The sequence below is a fragment of the Flavobacterium artemisiae genome (assembly GCF_042678225.1).
GTDB classification, from domain to species: Bacteria; Bacteroidota; Bacteroidia; order Flavobacteriales; family Flavobacteriaceae; genus Flavobacterium; species Flavobacterium artemisiae.
In genome coordinates this window covers 204,397-229,037 of record NZ_JBHUDZ010000016.1, presented here as the reverse complement: position 1 = coordinate 229,037, position 24,641 = coordinate 204,397, and the positions used below count along the sequence as shown (strand labels likewise).

At 34.7% G+C, this 24,641-nt stretch carries 15 protein-coding genes; 12 read left to right on the top strand and 3 right to left on the bottom strand.

All coding sequences use genetic code 11. The annotated features are described in order from the left end of the window. The first annotated feature begins 326 nt into the window (after positions 1-326). From ACFSC2_RS17480 to ACFSC2_RS17470, 3 genes are all read left to right on the top strand, one after another. Positions 327-3,842: a malectin domain-containing carbohydrate-binding protein gene (locus tag ACFSC2_RS17480; protein ID WP_379815625.1), complete on the top strand. Its 3,516-nt coding sequence runs from the start codon at positions 327-329 to the stop codon at positions 3,840-3,842. Positions 3,843-4,098: 256 nt separating this feature from the next. Beyond that, complete coding sequence (locus ACFSC2_RS17475) at positions 4,099-6,501, top strand: glycoside hydrolase family 2 TIM barrel-domain containing protein (RefSeq protein ID WP_379815624.1); 2,403 nt, start codon at positions 4,099-4,101, stop codon at positions 6,499-6,501. A gap of 363 nt (positions 6,502-6,864) precedes the next feature. Continuing rightward, positions 6,865-8,283, top strand: a complete 1,419-nt coding sequence (locus tag ACFSC2_RS17470) for a glycine-rich domain-containing protein (RefSeq protein ID WP_379815623.1) — start codon at positions 6,865-6,867, stop codon at positions 8,281-8,283. Between the two features lie 78 nt (positions 8,284-8,361). Here the strand turns inward: ACFSC2_RS17470 and ACFSC2_RS17465 are convergent, their stop codons facing one another. Next, positions 8,362-8,760 (bottom strand): VOC family protein, encoded by a 399-nt coding sequence (locus ACFSC2_RS17465; protein ID WP_379815622.1) that lies wholly within the window; start codon positions 8,758-8,760, stop codon positions 8,362-8,364. 199 nt (positions 8,761-8,959) lie between these two features. On the opposite strand from ACFSC2_RS17465, the gene ACFSC2_RS17460 reads away from it, so the two are divergent. The 4 genes from ACFSC2_RS17460 (at position 8,960) to nagB (ending at position 14,501) form a co-directional block, all read left to right on the top strand. After that, positions 8,960-9,517, top strand: coding sequence for a YdeI/OmpD-associated family protein (locus ACFSC2_RS17460; RefSeq protein ID WP_379815621.1), 558 nt, complete (start codon positions 8,960-8,962; stop codon positions 9,515-9,517). Positions 9,518-9,565: 48 nt separating this feature from the next. Next, a complete protein-coding gene (locus ACFSC2_RS17455) occupies positions 9,566-10,231 on the top strand; it encodes a Pr6Pr family membrane protein (protein WP_379815620.1) in 666 nt (221 codons plus the stop codon). 120 nt (positions 10,232-10,351) lie between these two features. Continuing rightward, positions 10,352-12,445, top strand: a complete 2,094-nt coding sequence (locus ACFSC2_RS17450) for an alpha-L-fucosidase (RefSeq protein ID WP_379815619.1) — start codon at positions 10,352-10,354, stop codon at positions 12,443-12,445. A gap of 142 nt (positions 12,446-12,587) precedes the next feature. After that, a complete protein-coding gene (gene nagB / locus ACFSC2_RS17445) occupies positions 12,588-14,501 on the top strand; it encodes a glucosamine-6-phosphate deaminase (protein ID WP_379815618.1) in 1,914 nt (637 codons plus the stop codon). A gap of 507 nt (positions 14,502-15,008) precedes the next feature. Here nagB and ACFSC2_RS17440 read toward each other — a convergent pair. Both ACFSC2_RS17440 and ACFSC2_RS17435 read right to left on the bottom strand, forming a co-directional pair. Further along, positions 15,009-15,722, bottom strand: coding sequence for a LytR/AlgR family response regulator transcription factor (locus tag ACFSC2_RS17440; RefSeq protein ID WP_379815617.1), 714 nt, complete (start codon positions 15,720-15,722; stop codon positions 15,009-15,011). 57 nt (positions 15,723-15,779) lie between these two features. Then, positions 15,780-16,850, bottom strand: a complete 1,071-nt coding sequence (locus ACFSC2_RS17435; RefSeq protein WP_379815616.1) for a sensor histidine kinase — start codon at positions 16,848-16,850, stop codon at positions 15,780-15,782. Positions 16,851-16,981: 131 nt separating this feature from the next. Here ACFSC2_RS17435 and ACFSC2_RS17430 point away from each other — a divergent pair, with 131 nt between their 5' ends. The 5 genes from ACFSC2_RS17430 (at position 16,982) to ACFSC2_RS17410 (ending at position 24,560) form a co-directional block, all read left to right on the top strand. Then, positions 16,982-19,207 (top strand): GH92 family glycosyl hydrolase, encoded by a 2,226-nt coding sequence (locus ACFSC2_RS17430; protein WP_379815615.1) that lies wholly within the window; start codon positions 16,982-16,984, stop codon positions 19,205-19,207. Positions 19,208-19,247: 40 nt separating this feature from the next. Further along, positions 19,248-21,125 (top strand): sodium:solute symporter family protein, encoded by a 1,878-nt coding sequence (locus tag ACFSC2_RS17425; RefSeq protein WP_379815614.1) that lies wholly within the window; start codon positions 19,248-19,250, stop codon positions 21,123-21,125. Positions 21,126-21,429: 304 nt separating this feature from the next. After that, on the top strand, positions 21,430-22,395 hold the full coding sequence (locus ACFSC2_RS17420; protein ID WP_379815613.1) for a glycoside hydrolase family 130 protein: 966 nt from the start codon (positions 21,430-21,432) through the stop codon (positions 22,393-22,395). A gap of 7 nt (positions 22,396-22,402) precedes the next feature. Further along, positions 22,403-23,470, top strand: a complete 1,068-nt coding sequence (locus ACFSC2_RS17415) for a carbohydrate-binding family 9-like protein (protein WP_379815612.1) — start codon at positions 22,403-22,405, stop codon at positions 23,468-23,470. Beyond that, a complete protein-coding gene (locus ACFSC2_RS17410; RefSeq protein ID WP_379815611.1) occupies positions 23,445-24,560 on the top strand; it encodes a putative glycoside hydrolase in 1,116 nt (371 codons plus the stop codon). Before ACFSC2_RS17415 ends, ACFSC2_RS17410 begins: the two co-directional genes overlap by 26 nt. The last annotated feature ends 81 nt before the right edge of the window (positions 24,561-24,641 follow it).

Genomic DNA, 24,641 nt, shown 5'->3' with positions numbered 1-24,641 from the left:
TTTGGGCGTGTCCCTTCGGGTCGGGCTTTCGGCTAAATTCCCGATTAACAAAAACTACGGCTAAAAAGCCTTGTTTTTCTAAATCGGGAGATACCGCCTCAATCCCTCACGCAATTAAACGTAACGTTAAACCTGACGGGTTTCGAAAACCCGTCAGGTTTGCTAGAAGTAAGCGTGAGTAGACCTAACAGGTTTTTAAAACCTGTTAGGTCTGATAAATATAGACCATTACAGTTCCTGCAAGGTTTTCAAAACCTTGTAGGTATCTAAATAAACGTTAAAATATAAACCTACAAGGTTTTAAAAACCTTGCAGGAATAGAAAATATGAACAGAATAGTTTTTTTTATTTTTTGTTTTTTTTCAAGTCTTTGCTCTGTTTGGAGTCAGGGCAAAGGTTCGGTTCGTAAAGAAATTTCGCTGAATTCATCTTGGGAAACCATAATGTTGGATAATCTTCCGCTGAAAGAAGAAGATTTTGTAGAAAATCCAAAAACTGATTCCAATTGGAATAAGGTAAGTGTGCCTCACAATTGGGATCAGTATTATGGCTTTAGAAGAACAAAACATGGAAATTTACATGGTACTGCCTGGTACAAAAAAACACTGAAACTCGATAAGACTGCAAAAGGAAAAAGGCTTTTTCTCTATTTTGAAGGAGTCAGTTCGTATGCAACAGTTTGGGTAAATGGCAAAAAAGTGGGCGAACACAAAGGTGGACGAACCACTTTTACGCTTGATATTACAAAAGTTGTTTCTTTAGAAAAAGAAAATATCATTTTAGTAAAAGCATCACATCCATCTTTTATAGCCGATTTGCCTTGGGTTTGCGGAGGTTGTTCTGGCGAATGGGGTTTTTCAGAAGGTTCTCAGCCAATGGGGATTTTTAGACCGGTTTCCTTAGTCGTTACAAACGATGTTAGAATCGAACCTTTTGGCGTTCATGTTTGGAATGACAAATCGGTTTCCAAACAAAAAGCGATTCTGCTTACTTCGACAGAAATCAAAAACTACGGGACTTCAGAGCGAAATTTGACTGTAGAAAATGTTCTTTTCGATGCTTCCGGAAAAAAGGTTGTTATTACAAAAAGTGACAACAAGATAAAATCAGGTGTAACAAAAGAAATAACACAGACACTTCCTGAAATTCAGAATCCGAAATTATGGTCGCCATCGAATCCGTATTTGTATAAATTGGTTACTTCGGTTTACGATAATGGAAAAAAAATCGATCAGTTAACAACGCCTTACGGTATACGTTGGGTGAGCTGGCCAGTGAGTCGTGATGGAAAAGACAATCGTTTTTTCATCAATGACGAACCTGTCTTTATAAACGGAGTTTGCGAATACGAACATCAAATTGGAAACAGCCACGCCTTTTCAGACGAACAGATTCATGCCAGAATAGAACAAATCAAAGCTGGAGGATTTAATGCTTTCCGCGAAGCACACCAGCCTCATAATTTATTGTATCAAAAAGAATTAGACGAAAACGGAATCTTATTTTGGAGCCAGTTTTCGGCGCATATTTGGTACGATACGCCTGAATTTAAAGAAAACTTCAAAACCTTATTGAGAGAGTGGGTTAAAGAACGCAGAAACAGCCCGTCGGTTGTAATGTGGGGATTACAGAATGAAAGCACAATTCCGAAAGAATTTGCAGAAGAATGCACACAGATTATCCGCGAAATGGATCCGTTATCTGCTTCGCAAAGAATTGTGACGACTTGTAATGGTGGAGAAGGAACCGATTGGAATGTCGTGCAAAACTGGTCAGGAACTTATGGCGGAGATCCGTTAAAATACCATTTAGAAATGACAACGCAGTTATTAAATGGAGAATACGGCGCCTGGCGTTCTGCCGATTTACATACCGAAGGCGAATTCGACCAAAAAGGAACTTTGAGCGAAAACCGTTTTTCACAATTAATGGAAATTAAAGTGAGAGAAGCAGAATCGGTTCGAGATAAAATTGCAGGACAATTTAACTGGCTTTTTGCTTCGCACGAAAATCCGGGACGTGTGCAAAATGGAGAAGGATTTAGAGATATTGATAAAGTCGGCCCAGTCAATTACAAAGGACTTTTTACGATTTGGGGTGAGCCTTTGGATGCGTTTTATATGTACCGAGCAAATTATGCTTCAAACAAAACCAATCCGATGGTGTATATCGTTTCGCACACTTGGCCAAGCCGTTGGGAAAAAGCAGGGATCAAAAACGGAATCGATATTTACTCGAATTGTGACGAAGTAGAATTGTTTAATGACGTGAATAAAGTTTCACTCGGAAAACTAAAGAATCCTGGAATTGGAAAGCATTTTCAGTTTAACAATGTCAATATTCAATACAATGTTTTATATGCAATTGGATATGTAAACGGAAAAGCCGTTGCCAAAGATTATATTGTTTTGAATAATCTTCCAAAAGCGCCAAATTTAGGATCTTTAATTGCTGATAAAACTGATATTTTAAAAGCTAAAAGTGGCTTAAATTATATCTATAGAATAAATTGCGGTGGTTCAGAATTTACAGATAGTAACGGAAATACGTGGTTAACCGACACTCACAAAAACGGTCAAAATACTTGGGGTTCTTTATCTTGGACAGATAATTTTGAAAAACTTCCTGATTTTTTTGCAAGCCAAAGAAGCAGTTTCGATCCCGTAAACGGAACAAAAGACCCAGTATTATTTCAGAATTTCAGATACGGAGTTGATAAACTGCGTTACGAATTTCCTGCGCCAGACGGAGAATATGAAGTAGAACTGTATTTCACAGAACCATGGTACGGAACTGGAGGTGGTTTAGACTGCAAAGGCTGGCGTTTGTTTGATGTTGCCATTAATGATAATGTAGTTTTAAAAGATTTCGATATTTGGGCAGAAGCCGCACATGATAATGCATTAAAGAAAACTTTCAAGGTCAAAAGCATTGGAGGAAAAATTAAAATTTCGTTTCCAAATGTAAAAGCCGGACAAGCGATTATTTCAGCAATTGCTATTGCGACAAAAGATATTCACGCAAGACCAGCTGACGAATCAGCAAGAAATATCCAAAATGTAAGTTTAGATGCTAAAGATTTTAAAATAGCTTCTTGGTTGGATATTAATTCGAAGCAATTCTTAAATTCAGAAGTCATTTTTACCGAATTGCCTTCAGAAGTTTTTGGTGCAGATTATTTACAGTTCGCTGATAATTCAAAAGTTTCAGGTTCATTCACAGCAAAAGAAGAATCGACTATTTATGTTTTGGTTGATGATAAAACGAAGTCATTAAAAGGGCTTTCAGATTATAAAAAGATTGAAGAAAAAGCGAAAAACAGCAACGGAATTTCGTTTGATGTTTTCACTAAAAAAGTAAAAAAAGGCGATAAAGTTTCTTTTGATAATGCTGAAACAACTTCGACAATTGCCGTTGTTCCAACCTATGATATGGGCGAAAAAGACGATTCAAGACCTGTCGTAATTATCGAAGCTGAAAAGACAAAAACAACAGGAACAGGAATTGAAAAAGGGAATTTCAAAAAAGCGGATTATATTGAATTCACAAAAAAAACAAATAACAGCATCGAGTTTGAAGTGAAACCAGGTGTTGCCGGAATTTATTTAATGCGTTTCCGTTTTATGAACCGAAATGAATCGCCGTTAAAAGTGAAATTTAAAATGGAAGATGCCTACGGAATTTTAATGCGAAACGACACAATCGAATTTTTTCCTTCACCAGAAAAATGGAAGATTTTGAATACAACATCAGGAGGTTACATCAACGCAGGAACGTATAAAATTACGCTTGAAGGCGATGATTTGAAGGGACTAATGTTAGATAACTTTGAATTTCAATAAGTTTTTGAGAGGGACAAAGGTATAAAGTAGCAAAGGTTCAAAGGTTTTCACTGTAGAGACGCACCGCAGTGTGTCTAACACACAGGATGTTTTGAAGAAGTAAAATAATCTCGCAAAGACGCAGAGTCGCGAAGAAAAATTAACCATATAAGTTATATAAGTCCATTTTAGGCAAAGCTTAAATTATCTTATATAACTTATATGGTAAAAACAAAACTTTGCGACTCTGCGACTTTGCGAGAGAAAAAATAAAAATATGTTTAAAAAAATTACACTTGCATTATTGTTTTCGATATCAATTTTTGCACAAAAACAAGCCAGAATTGTCGAAGATTTCAATAAAAACTGGAACTTCAAATTAGGAGATTTTCCAGAAGCGGTAACCGCCAACTTCAATGTTTCGGATTGGAGAACGTTGCAATTACCACACGATTGGAGTATCGAAGGCACTTTTGATAAAGATGCTAAAACCAAACAAGCACAAGGATTTTTACCTGCTGGAAAGGGCTGGTATCGCAAAGTTTTTACTGTTCCTGCGAATTGGAAGAACAAAACGGTTTCAATTGAATTTGATGGTGTTTTTAAGAATAGCGAAGTATTCATTAATGGAAAATCATTAGGAATGCGTCCGAATGGGTATATTTCTTTTGGATATGACTTAACGCAGTATTTAAACTTTGGTAAAGAAAATACTATTGCTGTAAAAGTTGATAATGATGCACAGCCCAATTCTAGATGGTACACAGGTTCTGGAATTTATAGAAATGTGAGATTGGTGGCGAGTGAAAAACTGCACGTTGGAAAGTGGGGCACTTTTGTAACTACACCAGAAGTTTCTACTGAAAAATCAAAAGTACATTTAGAAGTTACAATTGATAATGATAACGCTTCCGCGAAAGAATTTAAGTTGGTTACTTCAATTGTTAACGCAGACAATAAAGAAGTTGCAAATTTCACTTCCACAGAAAAAATCGGCGCAAAAACCTCAGAAAAAAAGGTTCATAATCTGGAAGTAAAAAATCCAAAATTATGGAATACAGAAAATCCTTATTTGTATAAAGTAATCACAAAAGTATACGAGAAATCGAAATTGGTTGACAATTACGAAACACCGCTTGGATTCCGTTATTTCAATTTCGATTCAGAAAAAGGATTTTCCTTAAATGGTGTTCCAACTAAAATTTATGGCGTTTGTCTGCATCATGATAATGGCGCTTTGGGAGCTGTAGAAAATATTCATGCGGTTAGAAGAAAACTGACTTTGATGAAAGAGATGGGAGCAAATGCTATTAGAATGTCTCATAATCCACATTCTTTAGAAATGATGCAATTGTGCGACGAAATGGGATTTATCGTTCAGGACGAAGCTTTTGATGTCTGGAAAAAGAAAAAAGTAACCAACGATTACCATAAAGATTGGGATGCGTGGCACAAACAGGATTTAGAAGATTTTATTAAAAGAGACCGCAATCATCCGTCAGTTATGATGTGGAGTATTGGAAATGAAATCAGAGAACAGTTCGATTCAACTGGAATTGCGATTACAAGAGAATTGGCTAAAATTGTAAAATCTTTAGATACGACTCGTCCCGTAACTTCAGCTTTGACCGAAAATGTAATTGAGAAAAACTTCATTTACCAATCAGGAGCCTTAGATCTTTTGGGATTCAATTACAAACATGAAGATTATAAAGATTTTCCAGCTAAATTTAAAGGGCAAAAAATATTGGCATCAGAAAGTGTTTCGGCTTTAGAAACGCGTGGACATTACGATCAATCTGATGTTATTAAAGCCTGGCCGACAAAACACGGTGCTCCATTTGATGGCAATGCAGATTGGACAGTTTCGGCTTACGATCAGGTGAAATCGTACTGGGGTGCAACGCACGAAGAAAACTGGAAAACTATTAAAAGTCAGGATTTCATGGCGGGAACTTTTATCTGGACTGGATTCGATTATATCGGAGAGCCAGATCCGTATCCGTTTCCGGCGAGAAGTTCGTATTTCGGAATTGTCGATTTAGCAGGACTTCCAAAAGATGTGTATTATATGTACCAAAGCGAATGGTCGAATAAAATGGTTCTGCATATTTTACCGCATTGGAATTGGAAAAAAGATCAGGAAATCAACGTTTGGGCATATTATAATAATGCTGATGAAGTGGAAATATTCTTAAACGGAAAATCTCTTGGGAAAAAATCAAAGCAAAATGATGATTTGCATATTTCATGGAAAGTGAAGTTTGAACCGGGAACTTTAAAAGCGATTTCTAGAAAGAATGGAAAAGTAGTTTTAGAAAAAGAAATACAGACGGCTGGTGAAGCTTCAAAAGTTGATTTAAAAGCAGATAAAACTACAATCAAAAACGATACTTACGATTTGGTTTATGTAACCGTCTCTATGTTGGATAAAGACGGAAATTTAGTTCCAAGCGCAATGGATTTAATCAATTTTGAAGTAACTGGAGGAGGAAAATTAGTTGGAGTTGATAATGGATATCAAGCCAATTTGGAGTCGTTTAAAACGAATTCTTGCAAGCTTTTTAATGGAAAATGTGTTGTGATTATTCAATCTAACGGAAAGAAAGAAAATATTCAGTTGAAAGCGACAGCAGGAAATGGAATTCCAGTTTCTTCAATTCAGATTAAAGTTGAATAATTTATATATCGCCCCGCTGGGGCTTTTAATTTATTCGTTTTTATATTAATCTCCGATGGAGCTTGCTTTAGGAAATTGGGAATTTAGGTGTTTTTTTAGCTCTGGAAGAGCTGAATATTTATAGAAAGATAATTTCTGCACAGAAAAATAGCTCTAGCGGAGCAAAATATAAATGGATATTTAACCATATAAGTTATATAAGTTCAATTAAGCTAAAACTTAAAATTACTTATATAACTTATATGGTTTTAATTTTTTGTAAACATGTTTTTTGTGAAAGAAATAATACTATTTTAGCTGAAGATTTGTCGTGTTAATTACTACAATAACTTGACAGTCTATAACTAAAATATAAGTGATTTTATGGATAAAACACTTTGGGAAAAAGCTTTAGCATTTAGTTTTGACAATCCGAACGATGAATACGGATTTTCGACAAGATTAGCATTAGAAAATCATTGGACATTATATTTCACACAAAGTGCCATATTGGAGTATAAAAAGTTCCTGTTTTTAGCCGCTACCAACAACGAAATGGTCTCACCATCTGAAATTGTAGATATTGTCTGGCATCAGCATTTAATTTTTACAAATTCCTATTCCGATTTTTGCAGTTTATTTGGAAAAAGAATCGAACATATTCCGTCTACTCATAATAAGTCTGAGTTTGAGAAATTTCAAATTGCAAAAGAGAGAACTACCACACTTTACGAACTCAATTTTGGCGCACAGCCTGCAGAGGTTTGGAATTATAATAATGAATTTGATTCTTTGCAGCTGGAGAAAAGTAAATTTGACGTTAAGAAGCTTAGAAAAAATTTCTTTAAATATACTTTAATTGCATCTATTCCTGTTTATCTGATTATTTATTCTCTTTTAATAAAAATTCAGAATCCTTATTTTATCATTGGTTATCTATTACTCTATGTGGCGGTATTTTTAGTATTGAAATATTATGTTCGAAATAAATTTAGTTCCTTATACGCTGAATTAGAATCAAATGCAATCGTAAAAAATCTTACTGCATTTGAACTCGTTTATTTCAGAGATAATAGTTTAGATGCTGTTATACATGGAGTTATGAATAAATTAATAGAGCGCAATAAAGTAAAGATTTTAGGGAATAACAGATTGGAATTAATTGACGAAAGTTTGGGCTATAATCCGTATGAAAACTGCGTTATTGAAGTCATGAAGGAGTTTGATCCAATGCCTTACAAGCAATTGTGCTGGAATGTGAGACAAAAACCTATTTTTGAACAGCTGCAAAAAGCGACTTACAGAATAAAGGACAGAATTATTGCTTCGAAACCATTTACCAATGTCATGATTGTGGCAATGATTTCTTTGGGAACACTTTTAACTATTGGTCTCAGCAGACTTTTTTCAGGCTTTTGGAGAGATAAACCAATTGTTTTTTTAGTGATTGCACTTGTACCATTGGTTTTCATTACGCTCTATTATTTAAATCAGCTGTTAAATTTAATTTTTACTGATATTATTCCTTCTTCTACTAAAGAAAAAGTATTAAGCAGAGGGGAAAGTCAGAGAGATTGGGAGTGGGATTATTTTCTCTACGGAACTGCGGTTCTTTCGACAGCATTTATTCCGCTGATTAATTACGCTTCACCATCATCATTATCATCAGGAGATTATTTTAGTTTTTCGAGTTCTGATAGTTCAAGTTCATGCGGTTCTTCCTGCGGAAGTTCTGGTAGTTCATGTGGGAGTTCTTGCGGATCATCATGCGGAAGCTCTTGCGGAGGCTGTGGTGGTGATTAATTTTTGAACCTATAAGTGATTAAAGTAATTTTAAGTTTTGGCTTAATTGAACTTATATGACTTATATGGTTTGAGTCTTTACATTCCAGGCCAATATAAAACATTGAATTTATGACCGTCAGGATCAGCGAAACAAAAAGTATAGCCGATTTCATAATTTTGAGGTTCAGAGCATATTTTTCCTCCTGCTTCTACAACTTTTTCGCGCCATTTATCTACATCTTCTCTTGTTTGAGCAGAAAGTGAAAAAATGACTTCACTTTGTGATTCCCAATTTCCAATTGCTCCGTTGGCTTCATCTTGAAGTCTTTTTTTTGTAAAGAAATTGATAATGAATTTATTATTACCGAATTTAAAGCTTACATCATCTTCTGTGCTGTGCTGGCCATTAAATTCGAATCCGAGTTTTGTATAAAAGTCACGTGTTGCTTTTAAATCTTTTGAAGCTAAATTTCCCCATATCATTTTAGTTTCCATCTTTTTATTTTTTGAAATTAATATAAAAGTAAAGTTATGAAATTGAGTGGTTTAAGATTTATGTTTTAAAACACACAAGTTATATAACATCAGTAAAAAAGAAAAACTTAAAATTTACTTATATAACTTATATGGTTTAATTTTACGATAAACTTTGCGTCTCTGCGACTTTGCGAGATTCTTTAATTATTGATACACAATGACACCAACTTTCTTCGCAGATCAATCAGACTTTAGAAAATGGTTAGAAAAAAATCATCAAGATCAAAAAGAACTTTTGGTCGGATTTTATAAAGTTACAAGCGGAAAGCCTTCTATGACTTGGCCGGAATCGGTCGATCAAGCGCTTTGTTTTGGCTGGATAGACGGTGTTCGAAGATCTATTGATGCCGAAAGCTACAGTATCCGTTTTACACCCAGAAAAACTTCCAGTATTTGGAGTGCGATCAATATTCAAAAAATGGAAGATTTGACTAAAGCGGGTTTAATGACCGATGCTGGTTTAAAAGCGTTCAGTTTTAGAACCGAAAACAAATCCAAAATTTATTCGCACGAAAAAGAACCTGTTCTGCTGGATGCTGTTTATGAAAAACAATTTAAAAGCAACAAATTGGCTTGGGACTTTTTTGAGAAACAAGCACCATCGTACAAAAAGGTTATGATTCATTGGATAATGACAGCTAAGCAGGAAAAAACACGTCTTTCAAGATTGGAAAAAACAATTATTGAAAGCGAAAAACAAAAAAGAGTTTTGTAAAAAGATTGAGATAATTTTCTTATTTTAGTTACTGATTTCTAGTGCACTATGGAAAAAGAAAATACCACAAAAATAGGAGGTGAGATTCTACTGGGTATAATTTTTGCCTTAGAATTGTACGCGTTGCCGATGCAGTTTTATTTACTGCTTAATAACCCTGGATTTTCTTTTTTTGGCGCTGCTATTCGATTTTTTAGCTTCTTCACTATTTTAACCAATACTTTAGTTGCCTTTTGCAGTGCCGTTATTTTATTTGGCGGTAATTTTAAGATTACTAAATTCTTTAATAAAACTTCGACTATTACAGCAATTACCGTTTATATACTAATTGTTGGTTTAGTATTTAATCTCGTCCTGCGTGCTATTGTTAATTTGCAGGGACTTCATTTAATTGTGAGTGAAATTTTTCACACAGTAGTTCCAGTCTTATTTTTATTCTTTTGGTTTTTTTACTCCAAAATAGAAAGAATCTCTTTTAGACTGATTCCAATCTGGCTTATTTATCCAATAATTTATGTTGTATATACTTTGCTTCATGGGATTCTGACAGACTTTTATCCGTATCCTTTTATTGACGTAACCAAATTAGGATTCTCTACCGCGATTGCAAATGGTTTATTTGTTTTAATGGCTTTTGCTATTCTTTCTTTTCTGTTAATTTCAATCACTAAAATTAGAACTAAAGTTAAAAGATTATATTTTAAGCTGCTTTAATAAATTAGAAATAAATTTTCTCCAAAACGGTTCAAAATTTGTCATTGGTCGAATTTCTATAATTCACAAACTATAATTCTATTACATTTATAGTTCAGACTATTTTTAAAGTAAACCATAATGAAAAATATTTTCCTTTCGCTTTGTCTTTTTGGTGCAGTTTCAGGCAGTATTGGCCAAGAATTTCCAAATGCTCCAAAACCTTTTGGACCACTTCCAACACAAAAACAAATTGATTGGCAGGAAATGGAATTTTATGCATTTGTGCATTTTTCATTAAACACTTTTACCAATAAAGAGTGGGGTTACGGAGACGAATCGCCAGAACTTTTTAATCCGTCGCAATTAGACGTTCGTCAATGGGCGCGTGTGGTAAAAGAGGCAGGTATGAAAGGAATTATTTTAGTAGCAAAACATCACGATGGCTTTTGTTTATGGCCGTCGGCTTATACAGAACGTTCGGTTAAAAATTCGCCTTGGGAAAACGGAAAAGGTGATTTAGTAAAAGAATTGGCTGCAGCGTGTAAAGAATACGATCTAAAATTAGGACTATACCTTTCGCCTTGGGACAGAAACCATGCACAATACGGAAAGCCTGAGTATGTTACGTATTTCAGAAATCAGCTGAAAGAATTACTGACGAATTATGGTGATGTTTTCGAAATGTGGTTTGACGGCGCAAACGGCGGTGACGGCTATTACGGAGGTGCAAACGAAACTCGAAAAATAAATACACTGACGTATTACAATTGGGATGAAACTTATAAAATGATTTACGATTTGGCACCAAAAACTCTGGTTTGGGGTGTTGGTCCGTCTGAAGCAAGATGGATTGGTAATGAAGAAGGAAGAGCAGGAAAAACCAATTGGTCATTATTGCGTCAGAAAGATGAATTGGCTGGAAAAGTACATTACACTGAATTTATGTCAGGTCATGAAGATGGGGAAAAATGGGTTCCAGGAGAAGCCGATGTTTCGATTAGACCAGGATGGTTTTATCATTCTGTTGAAGATGATAAAGTGCGTTCGCTTGACGAAATGGTCGATATTTATTATGAATCAATTGGTAGAAACGCGACTTTGTTATTGAATCTTCCTGTTGATAGACGAGGTTTAGTCCATGAAAATGATGAAGCAAGATTAAAGGAATTGGTTGCCACAATTAAAGCCGATTTCAAAACAGAATTATTGAAAGAAGCCAAAGTTCAAGCCTCAAACACAAGAGGAACTGATTCTAATTTTGGACCTCAAAATGTTATTGACGGAAATAAAAACAGCTATTGGGCAACAGACGATAAAGTAAAACAAGCTACAATTGAATTTACGTTTAAAAAACCGACAGCAATCAATAGAATTTTACTTCAGGAATATATCAAATTAGGACAGCGAGTAAAAGCTTTTTCTGTTGAAGCTAATATAAATGGTGTATGGAAAACAATTGCTAATGAAACTACCATTGGCTACAAAAGAATTTTACGGTTAGAGCGTTTTACAGCTTTGGCAATTCGAATTAATATTCTGGATGCAAAAGCTGGTTTTGTAATCCATACAATTGAAGCTTATAATGCACCGACTTTTGTAAAAGAACCACAGATTTCACGCGATAAAAATGGTTTGGTTACAATTAAAACCGAAGATGGAAATGCTGTTTATTATTCGCTTGACGGAAAAAATCCATCAGAGAAAAGTATTTTATATAAAGCTCCATTCGTTTATAATAAAGCGGTAGAAATTAAAGCTATTGCCAGAAATTCAAAAGAGAAAATCAACAGTGGCATAAAGTCCGCAAAATATGGAGTTTCTAAAGAGAAATGGAAAGTCATTTCGGTTTCGAGCGGTGACAGCAAATCGGTTGAAAGAATTATTGACGGCAATGCTGCTACAGATTGGGGTTTTGGAAATGATGAAAACAAACTGCCGCAAAGTGTTGTTATTGATATGGGAGAATTGGTCAATGTTAAAGGTTTCACCTATACGCCACAACAGGTTGGCAACAATTTAAATTTGATTTCAAATTATGAATTTTATACTAGTGTAGACAGTTTTTACTGGGACAAACAATCAGAAGGAGAATTTTCGAATATTAAACATAACCCAATTGAACAATTTAAGAGTTTTTCTGCGGTTAAAGCAAGATTTTTGAAATTTGTCGCTACGGGAGCTGTGGGAAAATCACAAAGTGTTTCGATTGCCGAAATTAATATAATAGAATAAATGCTTTTTTGATGTTTGTGAAATAACTTATAGTTGCTAATTTGTCTTTTGCCGAAGCGCAGCCGTTATTAGTCGAATTTTTGATGTTTGGAGATTTATAAAATCTACTTTTATCTTACATTAATTAATTGGACAACCGCAAATGATCAGAGAAGATATTGGTTTTAGAGAAGCAGGAAAGTTTGAAGAAACTCGTTTTGAGAAAATTCATAATGTTATTTTCGAATCTTCGGAAGAGGCGTCTTTTCTAGTTGCACAGGAAATTGCCAATTTAATTCAGAGAAAAAATGAGCTGAACGAACCTTGTGTTTTAGGTTTGGCGACAGGTTCTTCACCAATTAAAGTGTACGAAGAATTAGTAAGAATGCATAAGGAAGAAGGTTTGAGTTTTGAAAACGTTGTAACCTTCAACTTAGATGAATATTATCCGATGGATAAAAATGATATTCAGAGTTATTATCATTTTATGCACGAGCATTTATTCGATCATGTAAATATTTTACCAGAAAATATTAATATTCCAGACGGACAAGTAAGTGCCGAGGAATTACAACAATATTGTATTGATTACGAAATGAAAATCAAATCGTACGGCGGATTGGATTTTCAGCTTCTTGGAATCGGAAGGACGGGACATATTGGTTTTAACGAACCAGGATCTCACGTAAATTCTGGAACCAGAAGTATTACACTGGATCATTTAACGCGTATTGATGCTGCATCTTCGTTTTTAGGTATTGACAATGTTCCGAGAAAAGCCATTACAATGGGAATCGGAACGGTTAGAAATGCTAAAAGAATCGTTTTATTAGGATGGGGAATCAGTAAAGCGGGAATCATAAAAAAGACTATTGAAGGAGAAATTTCTTCGCGAGTGCCTGCTACATATTTACAGGAGCATAACAACACAACATTTGTTCTGGACACAGAAGCATCGTCTGAATTAACACGAGTTAAAACGCCTTGGCTGGTTAAATCGGTTATTTGGACTGACGAATTAAAATTAAAAGCAGTGGCTTGGTTAAGTGAATTAACAAAAAAACCTTTTCTAAAGCTTACTGATAAAGATTACAATGATAGCGGTATGTCAAGTCTCTTGACAGAAGAAGGTACAGCATATGATTTAAACATTAAAATGTTTAATAAAATGCAGCAAACAATCACTGGCTGGCCGGGCGGAAAACCAAACGCTGATGATACTTACAGACCGGAGCGTTCCACGCCGGAGAGGAAAAGGATTATCATTTTCAGCCCGCACCCAGATGATGACGTGATTTCTATGGGAGGTACTTTTGATCGTTTGGTAGAGCAGGGACACGATGTTCATATTGCGTATCAAACGTCTGGAAATATTGCGGTTTCGAATGAAGAAGCTTTGAAATTTGCAGAGATTTCTAAAGCCTTAAATACAGATTCTGGTAAATCTCAGGAAATAATTGATTTCCTTAAAAACAGAACTGGAAATGAAATCGATTCAATAGAAGTGAGAAAATTAAAAGGATTGATTAGAAGAAGTGAATCTTTGGGCGCAACGCGTTATTTAGGTTTGCCAGATTCTAATGTTAACTTTTTAGATCTTCCTTTTTATGAAACGGGAACAGTAAAGAAAAATAATCTTGGTGAAGCAGATATTGAAATTATGTGCGATATCATTGAGAGAATAAAACCACATCAAATTTATGCTGCTGGAGATTTAGCAGATCCGCACGGAACTCATAAAGTGTGTTTGGATAGTTTGTTTGAAGCTTTGAAACGACTAAAACACAAATCGTTTATGGATGACTGCTGGGTTTGGCTTTACAGAGGCGCTTGGCATGAGTGGGAATCGTACCAAATTGAAATGGCTGTGCCAATGAGTCCAGACCAGGTTCTTAAAAAACGACATGCAATTTTTTATCACCAGTCTCAAAAAGACGGCGTTATGTTTCAAGGTGATGACAGCAGGGAGTTTTGGGTACGAGTTGAAGATAGAAACAGATTGACTGCAGAAAAATATCACAGCTTAGGTTTAGCAGATTATTCGGCTATAGAAGCTTTTAAGCGTTATTATTTCTAATTTTTTGCAGCATAAAGATAATAGACTATTTCATGGTTTATTTGGTTAGTTACCTATAATTGAGGAAAATGCGGTCGTGGTTGGCCGCATTTTTGTTTTTATTTTTAACCGCAAAGGGCGCTAAGAATAACGCAAAGTTCGCTAAGGTTTTTACGCAAAGAACGCGGAGATTTATTTATATATAATTGAGAATAAAAAAAAATTTCGCATAGCTTTGTGCAGTTTGCTTTACGATTTAAAAACATAGCCCAATGTTTTAAGCTTGGGTACACAAAGATTGGAACACGATACGTACCCAAGGTTGAAACCTTGGGCTATGTTCTAAATAAATTGTGAAATGATTATATAAAAAGTTAGCCACAGATTAAAAAGATTTACAGAGATTTTTAAAATCCTTTTAATCTTTTTAATCGGTGGCTAAATAAACTTTTGCGAGGTTTGCTTCATTTTTTAGCGTTAACACAAAAAAGAACTTTGCGAAAATCTTTGTGCCTTTGCGGTAAAATCTTAAATAGAAGAATTTAAAATTTTCTGTTTCACTTCGTCAATATAAGATCGTCCTATTACGTATCTAAGTCCTTCAATTTCAATACTGTTTCCTTCAACGGCATCAATTTTATCGATGGCTATGGTGTATGATCTGTGAATTCTGATGAAATCTCTTTCAGGTAATAAACTTGTGAAATCTGATAAAGTGCTGTGAATGATAAATTTACCTGATGTTGTGCTTATTTTTAAATAATCCTTTAAACTTTCGATAACCAATATTTCGTTTAAGAAAATCTTTTTCATTTTCTTTTTGTCAATCTTAACGAAAATAAACGGATTTTCTTTGCTGTTTTCTACGGGTGTTTTACTGCTGTTATTCAGGCGTTTGCTGATTTTATTTACCGCTTTCATTAAACGCGGAAACTCAATTGGTTTTACCAGATAATCTAAAACGTCCAACTCGTAAGTTTCGATAGCAAACTGATCGTAAGCGCTGGTAATAATCAAGAGAGGCGGGTTGTCCAAACTTTTAATAAAATTAATACCGTCTAAAACTGGCATATTAATGTCAAGGAAAATTACATCAATCGCATTGTTTTTTAAAAAATTAAGACCTTCAATAGAATTGCTGAAAGTGTTTATTAATTCTAATTCTTCAATCTGCTCAATATAATTTTTAATAACGTTAATCGCCAATGGCTCATCATCGATAATTAAACACTTTATTTTCATTTTTATCTAGTATTATTTAGGCCGATAAGTTTTTTGTAGGTATAGTTTTGGAAAAAGCTAAAGCTGGGGCTCAGTGACTTTTATGACTAGTTTGACGACAAAAATATTCTTTTTATTTTTAAATGAAAGCTTATAGTCACTTTTATTATAGCCTAATTCCAGTCTTTTTTTAACGTTTTCGATACCTATACCACTTGCCTTGTTAAAATTATCCTTATGTACGGTAATTTCTGGTGTTGGGTTTGAAACAGTAAAATGTAAAAAATCGCCTTTTACTTTAAAATTAATGTCGATAACTACATTTCCTGTGTTTTTATTGACTCCGTGCTTAAAGGCATTTTCTATAAAAGTCAATAATAAAACGGGTGAAATTTCTTTATCATGAATATCTCCAGAAATTGACATATTAACTTCTAATCGTTCTCCGTTTCTGATACGCTCTAAATCGAGATAATTTTGAATGCACATAATTTCATTTTCCAAACTCTGCTTTTTACCTTTTGTTTCATAAAGCATATAACGCATTAGTTCAGAAAGTTTCAATACTATTTTTGGCGTTTTGTTTGATTTTTCTACAGAAAGTGAATAGATATTATTTAAGGTGTTAAAGAAAAAATGCGGCGAAATCTGCGATTTCAAAAACAATAATTCTGTTTCTAATTGCGACTTTTCTAAATCAGTTACACGTCTTTGTTCTTTTAAGAAATCTAAAGTAATTTTAATGGCGGTCACAAACGTCATTACATACAATTCACCCATCATCATATCGATTGTGTAATTGAGAGTCAGCTCGTTAATAGTCTGCGGTCCTTCGGGCCAGACGTCGTGTGTAATCAATAAATAAGTAAGATTAAATTTGAGAACAACCATTACAAATATCGCCGACAATACACTTATAATATATAGGATGTATTTTTTTCGATAAACCAAATAGGGCATCAAAACCAAAATATTCAGATAACATAAAGCCATGTGAATAGGAAAACCTAATAATGTGGTTTTTAAAGAATATACATAATCGTTAAAATAGCTTCCCCAGCGGAAGGTATTAAACAAAAAATAGGTCAGCCAAAAGTAAACGTGATAGCGTATAGGTAAGCTGTATGGTTTGTTAGAATTAAAAATCATAATGGTATTTAAAAAATGTCGTTTGTTACTTTTTTTTGATGTTTAGAGCTGTTTAAATGTCGTCCGTCTAAAAATATTTTGGTAAAAGTTTAATTTATCTAAATTTAAAGTTAAATTAATATTGTTTTGATATGAAGAAAATTACTTTACTCTCTCTGACAGTAATTTTTATTGCAAGTTGCAAAATAAACAAAGATCAACAAAGTTTTGCAATAAATTATGTAGATCCTTTTATAGGTACTGGTGGTCACGGACATACTTATCCGGGCGCAACAGTTCCGTTTGGAATGCTGCAAGTGAGTCCAGATAATGGAACCTCGGGCTGGGACTGGTGTTCTGGCTATCATTATTCTGACTCCATAGTTTCTGGATTTAGTCACTTACATTTAAGCGGAACAGGAATCGGTGATTTGGCAGATATTTTATTTATGCCGACAAACAAAAAATTAGACTTAACCGCCAAAGCCGCTTCACGCGATTTCCTTCCGTATAAATCAAAATATAGTCATGTTAACGAAAAAGCAATACCGGGTTATTACCAAGTTTTTCTTGAAGATCCTAAAATCAATGTAGAATTAACGTCTACACAAAGAACTGCGTACCATAAGTATACCTATAATAATAATGACACACAATCTGTTGTTGTCGATTTAGGTTTCGCTATTAATTGGGATAAAGCAACCAAAACAGCCATTACAATTGAAGACGAAAATACGATCAGCGGTTTCCGTTACAGTACAGGCTGGGCAAAAAATCAGAAAGTATTTTTTGTAGCGAAGTTTTCGAAACCAATTACAGAATCAATTATAACGAATGATAAAAAAGTAGTTTCAGGCAAAAGCGCTGAAGGTGAAAATACGTCATTACAATTATTCTTCGATTCTAAAGACTCTAAAGAACTAGATGTAAAAGTCGCTCTTTCTTCGGTAAGTGTTGAAAATGCAAAAGGTAATTTAGATACTGAAAAACAGGATTTTGAGACAGTAAAATCAAAAGCTTCAGCACTTTGGGACAAGGCTTTAAGTAAAATTACAATAGAAACTCCAGTAGATTCTTTAAAAACGATTTTCTACACGGCTTTATATCACGCACAAGTTGCGCCAGTAACATACAGTGATAAAAACGGACAATTTAGAACTGAAGATGATAAAATTGTAACTGCAAAAGATTATACAGCCTATTCTACATTATCACTTTGGGATACTTTTAGAGCAGAAAATCCTTTGTTAACTATTCTAGAACCAACTAAAGTTTCTGATTTGGTAAACTCGATGTTAGCGTATTACGAAACAAAAAAAATACTTCCGGTTTGGACATTATACGCAAATGAAACCAATACAATGACAGGATATCATTCAATCCCAGTTATTGCAGATGCTTATTTAAAAGGTATAAAAGGTTTTGATGCAGAAAAAGCTTTTGAAGCCATGAAAGCAACAATGATGCAGAACGAACGCGGATTAAATTTCTACAAACAATACGGTTTTATTCCGTATAATTTATTAGACGAGTCGGTTACCATTACTTTAGAATATGCTTATGACGATTGGTGTGTTGCCCAAATGGCGAAAGCACTTGGAAAACAAGCCGATTATGAGTTTTTCTCTAAACGTTCTAAAGCTTACGAATATTTATTTGATTCGAAATCTGGTTTCATGAGAGGAAAATCTCAAGACGGAAAATCTTGGAACGAACCTTTTGATCCTAAACACTCTAACCACAGAGAACATACAGATTATACAGAAGGAAACGCATGGCAGCACAGCTGGTTTGTACCTCATAATGTAGATGAGTTTATAAAACTTCACGGAGGAAATGCCATTTTTACAAAACGTCTAGAACAATTGTTTACAGAGAGTTCTGAAATTACAGGAAGCAATGTTTCGGCAGATATTTCTGGATTGATCGGACAATATGCGCACGGAAATGAGCCAAGCCATCACATTGCTTATATGTTCAACCATGCGAAACAACCTTGGAGAACACAATATTGGGTGCGTCATATTTTAGATACGCAATACAATACCACTGCAAACGGTTTGAGCGGAAACGAAGATTGCGGACAAATGTCAGCTTGGTACGTATTCAGTTCAATGGGATTATACCCAATGAATCCAGCTTCTGGAGAATACGAAATTGGAAGTCCGATTTTTGAGAAATCAACTTTAAATCTTCCAAACGGAAAAACTTTTGTGATCGAAGCAGAAAATGTTTCCAATAAAAATTTCTACATTCAATCAGCAACTTTAAACGGAAAACCCTTTAATAAAACAGCCATTTCCCATAAAGAAATGCAAAATGGAGGAATTCTTCATTTTGTAATGGGTCCTCAGCCAAACAAAAACTGGGGATTATAAAAATAAACTTTACGAACTAACCAATAATACATAATATTTAATGAACATTATCGACGTATCAATCATTTTAATCTACATCGTCCTCTCGGTCGGTATAGGAATCTGGATTTCAAGAAAAGCATCCAAAGGTCTTGATGACTATTTCTTGGGAGGAAAATCAATCAAATGGTATTTTTTAGGGTTGAGTAACGGCTCTGGAATGTTTGATGTTTCGGGAACTTCCTGGATGATTGGTGTTCTGTTTTTATATGGTGTAAAAAGTTTTATGTTTATGTGGCTTTGGCCGATATGGAATCAGATTTTTGTAATGATGTTCCTCGCAGTCTGGATCAGAAGATCGAAGGTAATGACGGGTTCTGAATGGATTTTAACTCGTTTTGGAAGTGACAAAGCTGGAAAAGCATCCCATATTATTGTAGCGATTTTTGCTATTATTTCTACAATTGGTTTTATCGCTTATTTCTTCGTTGGAATCGGAAAATTTGTAACGATTATTCTTCCGTGGGATTTGACAGTTCATATGAATGGCGGTGTTTTCTTAACTTCAGAACAAGCTTATGCTTTGTTAATCATTTTCTTAACTACCATTTACACCGTTAAAGGCGGAATGTTTTCTGTAGTTGCGACTGAGGTTGTACAATATATTATTATGATCGTGGCTGGAGTTTTAATCGCAGGTTACGCATTCTTTAATTATACAGATATTCAAATCAATTCGGTAATTACGCCAGAATGGAAAAATGTTTTCTTCGGATGGGAATTTGAAACACAATGGAGCGATAAATTCGAAACTTTCAACAAATTAATTGATACAGAAGGTTACAAAATGTTTGGCGCTTTCATTGGAATGACTTTATTCAAAGGTTTCTTTGCCAGCGTTGCAGGACCAACTCCAAGTTACGATTTACAAAGAGTTTTATCAACAAAATCAGTAAAAGAAGCAGCTTATATGAGTGGTTTCACGAACTTGATTTTATTCATTCCAAGATATTTATTGATTACAGGAATTGTCGTAATTGCTTTAGTGAATTTAGCGCCAGAATTAAACGCAAACGTAAATTTAACAGGTGCAGATTTAGAATTATTAATGCCGAAAGTGGTGAATCTTTATATCCCAGTCGGTATTAAAGGAATTTTGTTAGCAGGTTTATTAGCTGCTTTTATGTCTGGATTCTCAGCTTTCGTAAATGCAGGACCGGCTTATATTGTAAATGATATTTATAAAAAATACTTCAAACCAGTTGCTTCAAACAAACATTATATTAAAGTAAGTCAGATTTCGTCTTTCTTAGTGGTTGGTCTTGGAGTTTTCATGGGATTCTTCGCAGATTCAATCAACTCCTTAACACTTTGGATTACGAGTGCGCTGTACGGAGGTTACGTGGCGGCCAACTTCTTAAAGTGGATTTGGTGGCGTTTTAATGGCTGGGGTTATTTCTGGGGAATGGTCGGCGGCTTAATCGCAGCTTCTCTTCAATTCGTTTTAGATCAAAGTAAAGGAAGTTTAACTGCTGGAACATTCTTGCATGATCTTTCGCAAGTACCATCAATTTACTTATTCCCATTAATCTTCGGAATGTCAATTCTAGGTTGTCTTTTAGGAACTTACTTAAGCAAACCGACAGATATGGAAGTTTTAAAATCTTTCTACTCAAATGTAAGACCTTGGGGATTCTGGGGACCAGTTTACAAACAATTAAAAGCGCAAGATCAATCTTTCCAAAAAAATAATGATTTCTATTTAGATATGATGAATTGCGTAATCGGAATTGTTTGGCAGTCAAGTATGATTTTGCTTCCGATTTACTTCATTATCAGGGATTATCCAAAAGCAGTAGTGTCTTTGGTGGTTTTCTTGGTGACGACTACGGTATTGAAATTTACTTGGTTGGATAGAGTTAGGAAGATTGAAGAATAAAGAATATAGAATTAAGATTTTAGAGAAGATTATATTGATTCCATAAAAATTTAAACACATAGAAACATAGATTTTCTTTTGCTTGAAAGAGGAAATAGAAAGAAACTAGTTTCTCACACATAGCTATACGACAACGTTTGTCATCCTGAGGAACGAAGGATCATACGCGTAACTCGACAAAGATTGACGACAAAGATTGCGGAGCTACTAGTGTGATCCTTCGTTCATCAGGATGACAAAACTGACTGAAGAATCAACAACAAACAAAAAACAAAAAACAGATAATTTATAAAAAACAAATAAAATGAGTACTATTCCTTGGCAAGACAGACCCGAAAACAGTAAAGATGTAATGTGGAGATATTCTGAGAATCCAATTATCGACAGATATTCGATTCCTTCTTCAAACAGTATATTCAATAGTGCAGTTGTACCTTTTGGAGACGGATATGCTGGGGTTTTCAGATGTGATAACAAAGCGGTTCAGATGAATATTTTTGCAGGTTTCAGTAAAGATGGTATCAATTGGGACATCAATCACGATCCAATTGAGATGAAATCTGGAAATACAGAGATGATCGAATCAGCTTATAAATATGATCCTCGTGTAGTTTGGATCGAAGATCGTTACTGGATTACTTGGTGTAACGGTTACAATGGGCCAACAATTGGTATTGGTTATACTTTCGATTTTAAAGAATTTTTCCAATGCGAAAATGCCTTTTTACCATTCAATAGAAACGGGGTTTTATTCCCACAGAAAATCAACGGAAAATACGCGATGTTAAGCCGTCCAAGTGATAACGGCCACACGCCATTTGGAGATATCTGGATCAGCTACAGCCCGGATATGAAATACTGGGGAGAACACAGATTGGTGATGAAACCATCTCCATTTGAGAAAAGTGCTTGGCAGTGTACAAAAGTTGGAGCAGGACCAATCCCGATCTTAACTGACGAAGGCTGGTTGATGATTTACCACGGAGTTATTAATACCTGCAACGGTTTCCGTTATGCGATGGGTTCAGCATTATTAGAAACAGATGCTCCAGATCAAGTGAAATTCAGAACACAGCCTTATTTATTAGGACCTGCAGAAACGTATGAAATGGTTGGTGATGTACCAAACGTAGTTTTCCCTTGCGCCGCTTTACATGATATTGAAGAAGATAAATTAGCCGTTTATTACGGAGCTGCAGATACGCACGTAGCAATCGCTTTCGGAAAATTAAGTGAAGTAATTCAGTTTACAAAAGAGAATAGTTTATAATAAGAAGATGCATAGTAGAAGTAAATTATTGTCCCTTGCCGTATTTTTTGTTGGTTTGATAGGTTATTCGCAATCTGAAAAAGAGGTAACACCAAAAAGTTATATTGCGTATAAGACTTCAAAAGAAATTGTTATTGACGGCGATGAAGCAGATAAAGCTTGGGAAAAAGCATCTTGGACAACTCCTTTTGTCGACATAGAAGGTGTTGAAACTCCAAAATACAAGACTCAGGTCAAAATGCTCTGGGACGATAATTACTACTATATTCTCGCTAAAATGGAAGAGCCACACGTTTGGGCAAATCTAAAACAACGAGACACTATTATTTTTTATAATAATGATTTTGAAGTTTTTATCGATCCAGATAATGATACTCACAATTATTATGAATTAGAAATTAATGCCTTAAACACGGCTTGGGATTTATTCATTAATAAACCTTACCGCGAAAAAAATACCGTTCTAAACGATTGGAATATCGACGGATTAAAATCGGCTGTAAAAGTACACGGAACTTTGAATAATAGTTCAGATGTTGATAAAGGATGGACATTAGAAATTGCCATTCCGTGGTCGGTTTACAAAACATCTTATTTCGATAATATTGTTCCGAAGGATAAATTTTGGAGAGTCAATTTCTCTCGAGTGAATTGGCAGCATGATATTGTTGACGGAAAATATGAACGCAAAAAAGATAAAGAAGGAAAATTTCTCCCAGAATACAATTGGGTTTGGTCGCCTATGGGAGTGATAAATATGCATGAGCCCGAAAAATGGGCTTATGTGTACTTCTCTTCAAAAGAAAACGAAGATAAATTTACAATTCCACAGGAAGAAAAAGTAAAATGGGAGCTGTACACTTTATACCGCGCTCAAAAGAGATATTTTGATAAGAATAAGACTTGGGCAAAATCCCTTCAAAATATCAGTAAAAAAAATATAATTGTTGACGGAAAAGTTTTAAAACCGACATTAGAAAATCATTTATCAGGATTTAATATTGCAGTAAAAAGTCCTTTTTCAAACAAAACCTTAATAATTAAAGAAGATGGTAAAATTATTACGAACGAATAGATTGCATAAACTATTAAAAGTTTTAGTATTAGCGCTTTCGCTGAGTTTATTCTCTTGCGGACAAAAAGAAACAAAAGAAGAAAACGGAAAATTCACCTTTGGAGTTTGGACAACTGCTGACGCTAAAAAATCGGATGCAGATTATTCGAAAGAATTCAAAAAATACAAAGACGGCGGTATCGACGAAGTTTTAATCAACACGCAGACCGACCCAAAACTATTAGCAAGATTGGTTCCACTTGCCACAAAAGAAGGACTAAAAGTTCACGCTTGGATTATGGCAATGAACCGACCAAACGATTCAATCGCTTTACAGCATCCAGATTGGTATCAAGTAAGCAAAGAAGGAAAATCTTGTTTTGATAACCGCCCGTACGTAGATTATTACCAATGGCTTTGCCCAACTAAAGAAGAATCCAGAAACCACGTTTTAGGATTAGTTGAAGGTTTAGCAAAAGTAGAAGGAATCGAAAGCGTTCATTTAGATTACATTCGTTTCCCGGATATTTTCCTGCCAATCAGTTTGTTGCCAAAATACAATTTAGTTCAGGACACAGAATTACCACAATTTGATTTCTGTTATTGTGATGCCTGCGTAAGCAAATTCGAAAAAGAGCATCATAAAAATCCAAAAAAGAGCCATAACACTTCAATTGATATGGAATGGAAAAATTTCAGATTAAATGCAGTAAAAGCAGTGGTTGATGATGCTTATAAAATTGCTCACAAGCACAATAAAAAATTAACGGCAGCAGTATTTCCTTATCCAGAAATGGCAGATCACATGGTACGTCAGCGTTGGGACAAATGGAATATTGACGAAGTATATCCAATGATTTACCATAGTTTTTATGATGAAGAAATTGACTGGGTTGGTTACGCAACCAAACAAGGTGTAGCCGATTTAGAAGGAAAGGAGACGAAAGTAAACACCGGAATTTATATTCCAGGTTTAAAATCGGATGCAGAATTGAAAGAAGCGATTTTGGAAGCAAAGAAAAATGGCGCAACAGGAGTTTCATTTTTTGACGGAAATGCTTTATCAGATAGTAATTTAAAGACCATAAAAGCAGTTAAAGCAAGCTTATAAGAGATTTTTCTCGGATTAAAATTATTTACGAAGTAAATTGCAGCATTAAGAACAATAAATTCGAAATGTTGAACCAAAAAA